The 13,570-nt window shown below is 73.0% G+C and carries 4 protein-coding genes, 1 rRNA gene and 1 other annotated feature (1 of these 6 only partly in view); all 5 genes read left to right on the forward strand.

Features of this window, described 5'->3' with window-relative positions:
• Positions 1-462, forward strand: a sequence feature (23S ribosomal RNA rRNA prediction is too short); it begins 63 nt to the left of the window's first position.
• Positions 463-578: 116 nt separating this feature from the next.
• Positions 579-695: ribosomal RNA gene (gene rrf / locus Ae331Ps2_RS17465) — 5S ribosomal RNA — on the forward strand.
• A 1,324-nt stretch (positions 696-2,019) separates the two neighbouring features.
• Complete coding sequence (locus tag Ae331Ps2_RS17470) at positions 2,020-2,562, forward strand: single-stranded DNA-binding protein (RefSeq protein WP_075307700.1); 543 nt, start codon at positions 2,020-2,022, stop codon at positions 2,560-2,562.
• Positions 2,563-2,586: 24 nt separating this feature from the next.
• A complete protein-coding gene (gene ettA / locus Ae331Ps2_RS17475) occupies positions 2,587-4,263 on the forward strand; it encodes an energy-dependent translational throttle protein EttA (protein ID WP_075307698.1) in 1,677 nt (558 codons plus the stop codon).
• Between the two features lie 104 nt (positions 4,264-4,367).
• Entirely contained in the window at positions 4,368-8,606 is a 4,239-nt protein-coding gene (locus tag Ae331Ps2_RS17480) for a hypothetical protein (RefSeq protein ID WP_075307696.1), read from the forward strand.
• Positions 8,607-8,724: 118 nt separating this feature from the next.
• Positions 8,725-13,566, forward strand: a complete 4,842-nt coding sequence (locus Ae331Ps2_RS17485) for an NAD-glutamate dehydrogenase (RefSeq protein ID WP_083696294.1) — start codon at positions 8,725-8,727, stop codon at positions 13,564-13,566.
• Positions 13,567-13,570: the final 4 nt, after the last annotated feature.

A 13,570-nucleotide genomic window follows, 5' to 3' on the forward strand; every position in this document is an offset into this window, starting at 1 on the left:
GGATAAAAGGTACCCCGGGGATAACAGGCTGATCTTGCCCAAGAGTCCATATCGACGGCATGGTTTGGCACCTCGATGTCGGCTCGTCGCATCCTGGGGCTGGAGTAGGTCCCAAGGGTTGGGCTGTTCGCCCATTAAAGCGGTACGCGAGCTGGGTTTAGAACGTCGTGAGACAGTTCGGTCCCTATCCGCCGCGCGCGTTGGAGACTTGAGGAAGGCTGTCCCTAGTACGAGAGGACCGGGACGGACGAACCTCTGGTGTGCCAGTTGTCCCGCCAGGGGCACGGCTGGTTGGCTATGTTCGGGAGGGATAACCGCTGAAGGCATCTAAGCGGGAAGCCTGTTCCAAGATGAGGTCTCCCACCACCTTTGAGTGGGTAAGGCTCCCAGGAGATGACTGGGTTGATAGGCCGGAGATGGAAGCCCTGTGAGGGGTGGAGTTGACCGGTACTAATAGGCCGAGGGCTTGCCACAACGAGTTGTTCGCATCCACTGTGTGACCCTGAGCCCACAACCCTGTGCGGGTTGTGTGTTCGTAGGTCCCCCCATGTTTGTGTGGGGGTTTGTTGAATAGTGTTGTCGGTGGTCATTGCGGTAGGGGAACGCCCGGTCCCATTCCGAACCCGGTAGCTAAGCCTTCCAGCGCCGATGGTACTGCACTCGCCAGGGTGTGGGAGAGTAGGTCGCCGCCGACATTCAACATGATCAGGAAACGCCCCGGACTTCATTGTCCGGGGCGTTTCCTGTTTTCTGGGTTCTGTTCCGGTCGGCTCTCCGTAGGCTGCCAGGGCACGACAGCGCTGCCCACAGTGCGCCCGGCGGGGTGCGGGGCGTTGTGTGCCTGTGCTCTGGGCCCGCTTTCGGTTGTGGAGTCGGTCCCGTCCCGTCCCGTCCCGTTCTGTCCCGTTCTGTTCTGTTCTGCGCCGGCTGTGAGCCGGGCGGGGCACGGGGCACAGGTTTCTGTGACCTCGCATCTGCTGCAGGGTCTGCGAGGTCGTAGGACGGTGTGCGAGGTCGAACGCACCCGCGGCGATGGATGAGGCGCGGTAAGGCAGGGCGATGCGGGGTGAGAGTGGGCGGGGACTCGGCCCGGGGCCGGGGCCACGGCGACCCCCGGTCCACCGATGACGCTGCTCCACCGATGACGCTGCTCGGCACCCGACTCTGCACCATCGATAAGACGTGACCCTGCACCACCGGCTAGCCCGCGACTCTCCACCACCGGCGAGAGAGCACGCCAGGGCCAATAAGGCACACACAGGCGGAGTCTCGCTTGTGAGGCACCCAGTCGGCCGAGAACAACCGCCGGCAGCAACACCAGCCACCCCCGGCGGCAACACCAGCCACCAAAGCCCTCAGAGATCGGCACCCACGGCGTCGTCGACACACGAGGAGCCGTCGGCCAGGCCCGCACGCTTTCCAGGCCAAGTGTGGTCGCGGCACGGTGGTCCGGAGATCAGCGTGGGCGCAGTAGGTCCTGCCGCGCTGCCGGCCATGTCCGTGAACCGGTGATCGATCCCTGGTGGTCGCATGCTCCACCGCGGGGCCACCACCGGGGCCGGTCGTAGCGCATCTCCGTGACGTGCCCCGTCAGCGCTCTACTGACGATCGCACCGGGAACCCCGCTGCCCCCCCCCGGCATCTCAGTTCTGTGCGGACAGTGGCCCTCGTCCGGCGTGACCGGATCATGAGGGTGGTGGACGCGCGACGGTGCCCGCTCCGCTGGGCAGAGGGTCCTGCGTGCATCCAGGCCCATCGGAGATCCGCGACGTGAGGATTCCGTGCGGCTGTCGTCGTCGCTGCTCACGGGAGTGTCGGCCACCACGCTGGACACGTCGGGGTAGGCGAGAGGCCAGGGCAGGCACAGCGGCCCGACAATCTCCGTGGCTCCGTCCAGATGGGATGGCCACTCATCCCCAATGGGCGCAGTTGTCCACAGACAGCGAAGCGACCCCGTCGACGGGGCGTGGGCGGGTGAAGCTCATGGGGACAACGCACCCGAGAGCTCCGGAGGATCCGATGAGCGACAACACCGCCACCATCGTCGGCAACCTGACCCGCACCCCCGTCCTGCGCTACACCGCGAACAACATCCCGGTCACGGACCTGATGGTCGCGGTGAACCACCGACGCAAGGACCCGATGACCGAGCAGTGGCGCGACGTCACCTGCACCTACTACACGGTGACGTGCTGGCGGACCCTGGCAGAGCACGCGGTACGGACCTTCGAGAAGGGGCACCGCGTCATTGTCATCGGCCGGATGTACGTCGAGGAGTGGACGGGCCGGGAGGGCGACGTGCGGCAGAGCATCCGGATCGAGCCGTCGAGCGTCGGGCTCGACATCCGCTTCTCCCCGGCGGCCGTCGCGCCGCGTCCGTCGGTGCACTCAGGTCCGTCGGTTCCGTCGGTCCGCGACGCCGACGATGCCGTCTCCCGGTGGGGAGTCCCGCCGACCGAGGCGCCGGACCACGACGGGTACGACGACGAGCCGGACGAGGCAGAGAGTGCGGAGGTCGAGGAGCTCGCGCGGCTGACGACCGCACCGGCCTCGAGCGGCTGAGCCGGCCCGATCTACCATCGCATCGTGGCGGATCTGATTTACACGATGCGGAACGTGCGTAAGGCGCACGGCGACAAGGTCATCCTGGAGAACGCGTCGATCAGCTTCCTGCCGGGGGCGAAGATCGGTGTCGTGGGCCCCAACGGGGCCGGGAAGTCGACCGTCCTCAAGATCATGGCAGGGCTGGAGAACCCGAACAACGGCGACGCGTTCCTCAAGCCCGGCGCGACGGTCGGCATCCTCCAGCAGGAGCCCCCGCTCAACGAGGAGAAGACCGTCCTCGGGAACGTCGAGGAGGGCCTCGGCGACGTGAAGGTCAAGCTCGACCGGTACAACGCGATCGCCGAGGAGATGGCGACCAACTACACCGACGAGCTGATGGAGGAGATGGGCCAGCTCCAGGAGGAGCTCGACCACGCCGACGCGTGGGAGATCGACTCCCAGCTCGAGCAGGCGATGGACGCGCTGCGTTGCCCGCCCGGGGACGCCCAGGTCACCCACCTCTCCGGTGGTGAGCGCCGGCGCGTCGCGCTGTGCAAGCTGCTGCTGTCCCAGCCCGACCTTCTCCTGCTCGACGAGCCCACCAACCACCTCGACGCCGAGAGTGTCCTGTGGCTCGAGCAGTTCCTCGCGAGCTACCCGGGCGCCGTCCTCGCGGTCACCCACGACCGGTACTTCCTGGACAACGTCGCGGGCTGGATCCTCGAGCTCGACCGGGGACGCACTTTCCCCTACGAGGGCAACTACTCCACCTACCTGGAGAAGAAGGCCGAGCGTCTCGCCGTCCAGGGCAAGAAGGACGCGAAGCTCCAGAAGCGGCTGAAGGAGGAGCTGGCCTGGGTCCGCTCCAACCCGAAGGCGCGTCAGGCGAAGAGCCGCTCGCGGCTCGACCGCTACGAGGAGATGGCGACCGAGGCCGAGCGGCACAAGAAGCTCGACTTCGAGGAGATCCAGATCCCGCCGGGCCCGCGTCTGGGCAGCCAGGTCGTCGAGGCCTCCCACCTCGACAAGGGCTTCGACGGCCGCCAGCTGATCAAGGACCTCTCCTTCACGCTGCCGCGCAACGGCATCGTCGGTGTGATCGGTCCGAACGGTGTCGGCAAGACGACGCTGTTCAAGACGATCGTCGGGCTGGAGCACCCGGACTCCGGCGAGGTCAAGATCGGCGACACGGTCAAGCTGTCCTACGTCGACCAGAACCGCGGCGGCATCGACCCGAAGAAGACCGTCTTCGAGGTCGTCTCCGACGGACTCGACTACATCCAGGTCGGCAACACCGAGATGCCGTCGCGCGCCTACGTCGCTGCGTTCGGGTTCAAGGGCCCGGACCAGCAGAAGCCGGCCGGGGTCCTGTCCGGCGGTGAGCGCAACCGGCTCAACCTGGCGCTGACGCTCAAGCAGGGCGGCAACCTGATCCTGCTCGACGAGCCGACGAACGACCTGGACGTCGAGACCCTCGGTTCGCTGGAGAACGCGCTCGAGCAGTTCCCCGGCTGCGCCGTGGTCATCTCCCACGACCGCTGGTTCCTCGACCGGACCTGCACGCACATCCTGGCGTGGGAGGGCACCGACGAGAACCCGGCCGCGTGGTTCTGGTTCGAGGGCAACTTCGAGGCCTACGAGAAGAACAAGGTGGAGCGGCTCGGCGCGGAGGCGGCGCGACCGCACCGGGTCACCCACCGTAAGCTCACCCGCGACTGATCACCGCCCGGTCCGGACCTCGCCATCCGGTCGGTCCGGTCCCCGGAGACGGGTGACCGGCTCGCCGGGAGGTCCGGACGGTGGTGTCACTCACGGGAGGTGATGTGACGTTCGACCTGGGAGGTCGGGCCGCCGGCGCGACGACGGCCGAGCTGCGCACAGCGGCGGCCCTGCGCTGGCAGCGGCCGCTGCTCACCGCGGAGCTGGCCGAGCAGGCGTGCGGGCGAGCCGGCGCAGACGGTGACGATCTGCGCTGGCTCCAGGCTGCGGGCTGGCTGCTCGACGGTCACGCCGCCGGCGGGGACGCCCGTGACGTCGCCACCGCCGTCGTCGCCGGGGTGACCGGTCACGTCACCGCGGGTGACACCACGGTCCCGGTCCCGGTCCCGGTCCCGCTCCGCGCGCCCGGTACCGAGGTGCTCACCCGCCCCGAGGGCGCTCGTCTGCGGGTGGAACTGGCGGGGGTCGCCCAGGCCGACGGTGAGCTCGAGGCGGCTCGGGCACTCGTCGTCGGACTGCCGGACGACGCACCGGGCGAGGACCCGGGGCTGCTACGCCTCGACCGGCTCGCGGTCGAGGTGCGCTGCGCACTGGCCGGGGCCTCCGCCGCCGAACTCGAGCGGCTGCGCAGCGACGTCGACTCCTGCGGGTCCGGCTTCGGTGGTGAGCCCGCGGCGTACGCGGACCTCGTCGTCGGATCGGTCCACCGGGCGCGGCGCGAACACGACGCCGCCGTCGACCGCGCGCTGCGCGGCCTGGCCCAGCTCGGCTGGACGCCGGAACGGCCCGGGGCCCGCCCCCTGTCGACCCACCTCGCCGCGGCGCTGCTCAGCCAATGGATCACTGCACTGCTCGACTCCGGACACGTCCCGGCCGATGCGGTCGCCGCGGCCGCCGCACAGCGCGATGCCGCGGACGCCGGCCGTCAGGGCGTCCTGCTGCGGCTCACGCTCGCCCGGGTGCAGGCGGGCCGTGCGGACCACGCCGCCCGCGCCCTGGTGGAGGCCGCTGACGGCGCCGAACAGGCGGGCGTCCCCGCGCTGGTCGCGGCCTGCCGTACCGCCCAGTCCGAGCTGCACGAGGGCTCGGGCCGGTACCGCGATGCCCTCGAGGCGATGCGGGCCGCGATGGAGGCCGACCAGATCGATCGCGACCGCGGCACGCGCTTCCGCGCCGCGATGGCGGCGTTGCTGCCGCTCGCGGACGTCCTCACCACCGCCGAGCGGCCCACCCCGTTCCCGCGCACGGGCGGAGTGCCAGCCGCATCCGCGGAGCGTCCGGCTGCCACCGGAGGCACCGTCGCCGGGGCCCCGAGCGGTGGGCCCGGTGCCGGGGCCCGGGAGGACGCCGGTCGCGGTGCGTCGGAGAGCGGTCTCGCCGGGACCGGCTCCGGCAGGGCCGTGTCGCCGTCCGGAAGGGACGAGCGGGCCGGGGACGACCGGTCCACCGGGACGCCGGTCGGGGACCAACCGGTCGGTGCGTGGGTCGGGACCGACCGACCCGCCGGAACCGGACCCACCGAGTCCGACCGCGGCCGTCCTGCCGGCGACCGGCCCGGGGAGGACCGCTCCACCGGCACGCCGAGCAGGGACGACCGTTCGGGCGGGGCCAGGGACGGCCGGCCGGCCCGGCCCGGGAACGACGACGCCGCGGGACCCGGGGATGCGAACGGCCGTCCGGCGAACGACCTGCCCGGACGCTTCCCGCTGCGCTGGGCGCCCTCGGCGAGCCTGCTCCTGGGCCCCGGCACGGCGAACGATGCCGGACCTGCCGATCCGTCACGCGACGACCGCACCGTGGACCGGTCCGCCGGCGCGAACCGGAACGGTCGCGGTACCGGCGACGCCGGCGTCGCACCAGGTACGTCGTCGGCGACCGGTGCGCCGGACACGACGATCCCGGACACGACGATCCCCGGGGACACGACGGGTCTCGCGGACACGACGGGCCCCGCGGAGACGGCTGCCGCGCCGGACACCACGGACCCCGCGGAGACGGTCGGCCCGCCGAACACCACCGGGCGCCCGGGGACAGCCCGTCCGGACACGACGAGCACCACGGAGGCGACCGGACCCGACCCTGCGGGCCCTGCGGAGGCAGCCGGGGCAGCCGACCGTGGGGTCGACGGCACCACGAGCAGCGGCCGCGAACGACCCACGGGCATCGACCCCGCCGACCCGCTGGGTATCTCCGGTCTCCTCACGGACGAGCCGGCGTCGACGGCACCTCGGGATCCCTCGTGGACCGGTCCGTCGTGGACCCCCGACGCGGCAGGTGGCTCACCGCTCGCCGATGCCCTCCTGGCCGAGTGGCGTACCCCCGAGCCGCCTCCCGCCGCGCCCCGCAACGGGTCCCACGTCCCGGCCGAGTCCGGACGACGGAACGGAACACGACGCAACGGGGCCCACCGGTCCGGCGAGGACCACGGCGCGGATCGCGCGGACGACCCAGGCCGCGCCGGCGACCACCGGAACGGATCTCCCGTTCCGGAGCCGACCGTCGTCGCCGATCGGGCGGCGCCCGAGCCGCCCCCCGCCGACACCGGCACGCGCACCGATCAGGGGAGCGGGCGCGCTGGGGGCCGTGCTCCGGAGACGGGTCGGGCTGCGACCCCGGCCGCCCCTGCGACCCCGACCGGGCCACCGGGTCCGGCGGAGCGGTCGATCGTCCTCGACCTGGTCGACGGCGATCTCGAGACGATCACCGGCACGGCGGCGGTGGGGGCCCTGCACGACGTGGTCGTCCGGACCCGCCGGCTGGTCCCGCCGTCGGGGACCACGCGTCGCGACGACGACACGGTGCGGGTCATCCTGCCCGACGTCGACCACGTCACCGTCCTGCTCTGGGCACGGTCGCTCGCGACGCACCTCGGCGCCCGCGTGCGCCGGGGCGGGCTGCCGGCGGGGGCGTCCCTGCGGATGCAGGCCGTCGGCCCGCACGGTGTCGAGGGCGAGGAGATCGTCACCGAGCTGACCGGGCCGGACACACCGGCGCCCCTCCCCGAGGCCTCCTCGGTACGCGACCGGGCCGACGGACACTCCGGCACGACACGGAACGCCGAGGCGGACCGGTCGGACGGCGGTGGGTCGTCGGCCCCGGAGCCGGTCGCCGGGCCGGCACTGGCCACACCGCTGGACCTGACCGGCGGAGGCGCGGGCCGGGGTGGGCGTCGACGGGCCGGTGGTGACGCGGCGAGGTCGTTGAGCGCTGTCGGTCTCACCGTCCGGCCCGGGAGCGGCGGGCGGCGGCGCTCCGACGGACCCGTCGGGAGCCCGACGCCCCCCGACCGGACCGCCCGGGACCTGGCCGGCCCCGGCCCCGGTGGCCGGGACCGCGCCTCCGGGAGCACCGCGGAGCCGCGCCCCTCTGCCGGGGACGACGCCGTCCGGGCCCCGTCCGACCGCGGTGCGGCGGGCACGGACTCCACCGACCCGGAGAGCACCACGACGTCGCAGGTGTGGGGCGGTTCCGCTCCGGTGGACCGCACGTCGGCACCGGACCCGCTGGACACCCGGTTCGCGCTGCCCCCGGAACCGGACCGGCGCCTCGCCGAGGCCGTGCGGGCCCACCTCGACCTCCCCGGGACGGACGGCGCCGCCTCCCGGCACGACGGCCCGGCCCGGGAACGTTCCGGACTGCCGGTGCGGTGGTCCGGGGTCGACGACGGGGCGGGAGAGTCCGCGCTGCCCCGTCGTCGTGAGCGGGATGTCACTCCGCCGACCGACGACGGACACGACGGGACCGCAGGACTGTTCGACGGGAACGGGACCACCTCCGTCCGGGGCGGTGGCCACCGGAACGACAGCGCTGCGCACGGTGCGTCCGGGAAGCCCGACGGGAGCGGCGCGGGGACCTGGACACTGCGTACCGCGGCCGGACCGACCGTCGTGCGGGGTACGCCGGCCGTCGTCGCTCCGGGGACCGACGACGGCGCCGCCACGAGCGGACCGTCCGCCACGAGCGGACCGACCCCCGTGAACGGCCCGGGCACCGCGAACGGATCCACCACCGCGAACCGTCCGGCGACCGAGCCGCAGCACGGCGAGGCGGGCACCCCCGCGACCTCGGACGACGCGCCATCCGCGAGAGCCGAACACACGGGTGCGACGGAGCCGGGGACGACCGAGCGTCCGGGGACGACGGAGTATCCGGGGACGACGGAGCACTCGGGGACGACCGAGCGGCCGGAAACGACAGAACGCCCGGAGACGACGTCGTCATCGACGGACGAGACGCCGGGCGCCTCGGCGACACCTGCCCCGTCCGAGCCCGCCGCGATCCCCGAGGACATGGGCCTCGCCGATCTCCTCGCCGGGGCTCTCGCGGCCTACCGCGAGATCTGACCGGACGCGGGGAACCGTTCGCCCGGTCGTCGCGAGCGCGGCCGTCGGCGGTCCGCCGGTGGCGTCGGTACCGCGGGATAGGGTGACTGCCGTCAGCACACGCACGGGGCCGGAGTGGATCGTGAGCAGCGGTACGACGGGGCAGACCGGGAACACCACGAGCACCGACGGGCCGGGCGGTGATCCCCGCCCCGGGAGCGGTGCCGCCGCGGACCTCGTCCGTCTCTACGCCCGGCACACGCCCGAGACCGACACGGCCGGCGGCACGGAGCTGCCCGGCCCGGCGACCGTCGTCGACACCCACCTCGGGCTCGGCGCGCACCGCGAACCCGGCCGGGCCGCCGTCCGGGTGACCACCGGCGGGGGCGACGCCGTGACGGTCGACATCGTCACCGACGACATGCCCTACATCGTCGAGTCGGTGCTCGCCGGGATCGGCCGGGCCGGAGGCACCGCGCGGCGCGTCGTGCACCCGATCCTGGTCGTGCACCGCGCCGACGACGGCACGCTGACCGGCGTCGACACCGACGCCGACCCGACCGACCCCACCGAGGGGGCCTCGGTCGAGTCGTGGATGCACGTCGACGTCGTGTCCTCCGGGGATCTCGACCCGGACGCACTGCACGCCGAGCTGGAGCGCACCCTCGCCGCGGTCCGGCAGGTCGTCGACGACACCGCCGCGATGACCCTGCGCGCCCGTGCACTCGCCGACGACCTCTCGGGTGCCGGTGCCGCCACGGCCGTCGAGGCCGACGAGGACGACGTGCACCCGGCCGAGGTCGCCGACCTGCTGCGTTGGCTCGTCGACGACCACTTCGTGTTCGTCGGCTACCGCCACTACTCGCGGCGCACCGACGGCGAGGGCGGCCCGGAAGGGCAGCTGCGGCCCGACACCGACACCGGCCTGGGTGTGCTGCGCCCCGGCGACGCCGGCGCGAACGTCTTCCTCCCCGAGGAGACCGGCGCCGCCGACCCCGCGGGCCTGCTGCTGTTCACCCGCGCCAGCGAGCGCAGCCGGGTCCTGCGCGCGGTGCACCCGTACTACGTGGGCGTCCGCACCCGGGACGCCGACGGGACCGTCACCGGCGAGCACCGCTTCCTCGGGATGCTGACCGTGCCGGCCCGGCACGAGTCCGTCCTGGACATCCCCGTCGTCGCCCGGCGCATCCGCGGCGCGATCCGGCGCGCGGGCTTCCCGGCCGACTCCTACTCCGGGCAGCAGATGCTCGAGGTGTTCTCCCAGCTGCCCCGCGCGGAGCTGTTCACCTCGTCGCAGGAACGCCTGCACGACACCGCGGTCGGTGTGCTGGAGGCGGGCGCCCGCCGCGCGGTGCGCCTGTTCGTGCACCCCGACCCGTACCGACGCTTCCTGTCCTGCCTGGTCTACCTGCCGCGCGACCGCTACACGACCGCGACCCGGCTCAAGATCACCGACATCCTGCGCACCCGGCTCGGCGGCACCGACGTCAGCTACACCGCCCAGGTCGGCGACGCCGAGCTGGCGCTGCTGCACCTGACGATCACCACCGACCCCGGCGCCGAAGCGCCCACGGTGGACCTGGCCGAGCTGCAGGACCACGTCGCCGAGGCGACCCGGACCTGGGACGACCTGCTCGTCGCCGCGCTCGGCGACGCCGGGCCCGCTGCCCGCCCGATGCTCGCCGGCGTCCCCGAGTCCTACAAGGCCACGGTGACCCCGCTGCGGGCCGTCGAGGACCTGCGCCGGCTGATGACGCTGGGGGAGAAGGGCGAGGACGCCTTCGACCTGCGTCTCTACCGCAGCGTCGAGGGCGACATCCGGTTCGCGCTCTACGTCGGCGACGACCCGGTCACCCTCACCGGAGTGCTGCCGCTGCTGCAGCAGCTCGACGTCGAGGTCGTCGACGAACGGCCCTACGAGTTCCGCCGCCCCGACGGCCGTCGCTGCTGGCTCTACGACTTCGGGCTCCGGCCCCCGCAGCCCGCCGGTGCGCCCGCGGTCCCGACGGTCACCGTCGAGGACGCCGGTCGGCGCTTCGAGGAGGCGTTCGCCGCCGCCTGGCGGGGCGACGCCGAGTCCGACCGGTTCTCCGCGCTCGTCCTGCGGGCCGGTCTGCACTGGCGCGAGGCCGCCGTCCTGCGGGCCTACAGCCGCTACACCCGCCAGCTCGGCGGGCTGTTCACGCTCCAGTACACGGCCGGGGTCCTGGTCGCGCACCCGCAGGTCGCCCAGGGGCTGATCACCCTGTTCCGGGCCCGGTTCGACCCGGCCACCGCCGACCCCGACGAGCGCCAGGCCGCCCACCAGCGGGCCCTGGAGAACGTCACCACCCTGATCGACGAGGTGTCCGGTCTCGACGCCGACCGCATCCTGCGGGGCCTGCTCGCCGTCATCGAGGCGACGCTGCGGACCAACTGGTTCCGGGGTCGCCCGTTCTTCTCCTTCAAGCTGGACCCGGCCGCCGTGCCGGACATGCCGCTGCCGCGTCCGCGGTTCGAGATCTTCGTGTACTCGCCCGCGGTGGAGGGCGTGCACCTGCGGTTCGGCCCGGTCGCCCGGGGCGGCCTGCGCTTCTCCGACCGCCAGCAGGACTACCGCACCGAGGTGCTGGGCCTGGTCAAGGCCCAGGCGGTGAAGAACGCCGTCATCGTCCCGGTCGGGGCGAAGGGCGGGTTCGTCGTGCGCTGGCCCGCACCGGCACCCGAGCACGTCCGGGACTGCTACCGGACCTTCATCTCCGGGCTGCTCGACGTCACCGACAACCTGCTGACCCGCGCCGACGGCTCCACCGAGACGCTGCCGCCCACCGACGTCGTCCGCCACGACGGCGACGACTCCTACCTCGTCGTCGCCGCGGACAAGGGCACCGCCACGTTCTCCGACCTGGCCAACTCCGTCGCCGAGTCCTACGGCTTCTGGCTGGGCGACGCGTTCGCCTCCGGCGGCTCGGTCGGCTACGACCACAAGGCCATGGGCATCACCGCCCGCGGGGCGTGGGAGTCGGTCAAGCGGCACTTCCGCGAGCTGGGCGTCGACACCCAGCGCGAGGAGTTCACCGTCGTCGGTATCGGTGACATGTCCGGCGACGTGTTCGGCAACGGGATGCTGCTGTCCCCCCACATCCGGCTCGTCGCCGCGTTCGACCACCGGCACGTCTTCGTCGACCCGACGCCGGACGCCGCGACCTCCTACGCCGAGCGCCGCAGGCTCTTCGAGCTGCCCCGCAGCTCCTGGGCCGACTACGACACCTCCCTGATCAGCGCCGGCGGCGGGGTGTGGCCGCGGACCGCGAAGTCGGTGCCGGTCGGGCCGGCGATGCGCGCCGCGCTCGGGCTGGCCGACACGGTCACCGCGATGTCCCCGCCCGAGCTGATCCACGCGATCCTGCTCGCCCCCGCCGACCTGCTGTGGAACGGCGGGATCGGCACCTACGTCAAGGCGTCCGGCGAGACCGACGCCGAGGTGGGGGACAAGGCCAACGACGCCATCCGGGTGGACGGCCGCGCCCTGCGGGTGCGGGTCGTCGGCGAGGGCGGCAACCTCGGGCTCACCCAGCGCGGGCGGATCGAGTTCGCCCGCCACGGCGGCCCGGACGGTCTCGGCGGGCGGATCAACACCGACGCCATCGACAACTCCGCGGGCGTCGACTGCTCCGACCACGAGGTCAACATCAAGATCCTGCTGGACCGCCCGGTCGCTGACGGCACCCTGGACCGCGACGCCCGCAACGAGCTGCTCGCGTCGATGACCGACGAGGTGGCCGAGCTCGTGCTCGCCGACAACGTCGCGCAGAACGAGGTGCTCGGGGTCGCCAGGGCACACGCGCCCGGCATGGTCGCCGTGCACGCCCGGATGGTCACCGACCTCGCCGAGCGCACCGGGCTCGACCGCACTCTCGAGGTGCTGCCCGACGAGGCGGGGTTCGCCCGGCTCGCCGCCGCCGGCCTCGGCCTCACCGGTCCCGAGCTGTCGACGCTGCTTGCCCACACCAAGCTGGACCTGACCCACCGGCTGCTGCAGACCGACCTGCCCGACCTGCCCGCGTTCGCGCCCACGCTGCCCGCCTACTTCCCGCACCCGCTGCGGGAGCGCTTCGCCCACGCCGTGCGCAACCACCCGCTGCGCCGGGAGATCATCGGCACCTCGCTGGTCAACGAGATGGTCGACGGGGCCGGGATCAGCTACGCGTTCCGCCTCGGCGAGGAGATCTCCGCCGGGCCGGACGACGTCGTGCGTGCCTGGACCGTCGCCACCCGGGTGTTCGAGCTGCCCGCGCTGTGGGACGCGGTCCGCCGGGCCGACGTCCCGGTCGCCGTCGCCGACGGTGTCGTCCTGCAGTCGCGACGGCTGCTGGACCGCGTGTCGCGCTGGTTCCTGACCAACCGACCGCAGCCGCTGGCCGTCGGCGCCGAGATCAACCGGTTCGCCGGGCCGATCGCCGAGCTGCGGGCCCAGCTGCCCGAGCTGTTGCAGGGCCGCGAGCTCGACGCCGTGCAGGCCCGCGCCGCGGAGCTGCGTGACTGCGGAGTCCCCGCGGAGATGGTGGACCCGGCGGCGCTGTCGCTCTACGCCTACGGGCTGCTCGACGTGGTCGAGCTCGTCGAGCTGTCCGACCGGGAGGCCGAGCCGCGGCCCGGCGCCGAGGTCGCCCGGCTCTACTACGCGCTGTCCGAGCACCTCGGGGTCGACCAGGCGCTGACCGCGGTGTCCCGGCTCGACCGCGGTGACCGCTGGCACGCGCTGGCCCGGCTCGCGCTGCGCGACGACCTCTACGGTTCCCTGCGCTCGATCACCCTCGACGCGCTGCGCGAGACCCCGCCCGGCACCGACGTCGACGAGGCCATCGCCGCGTGGGAGCAGGCCAACGCCTCGAAGCTGTCGCGCGCGCGCAGCGCGCTGGAGGAGATCGGGGCGTCGGCGTCGCTGGACCTCGCGACGCTGTCGGTGATCTCGCGTCAGCTGCGCGGGCTGGCCCGGTAGGGGC

This window comes from Pseudonocardia sp. Ae331_Ps2 (assembly GCF_001932405.1).
GTDB lineage: Bacteria > Actinomycetota > Actinomycetes > Mycobacteriales > Pseudonocardiaceae > Pseudonocardia.

Coding starts and splice junctions, on each gene's coding strand:
- Ae331Ps2_RS17470 (WP_075307700.1), top strand. CDS start 2,020: ATGAGCGACAACACCGCCACCATCGTCGGCAACCTGACCCGCACCCCC.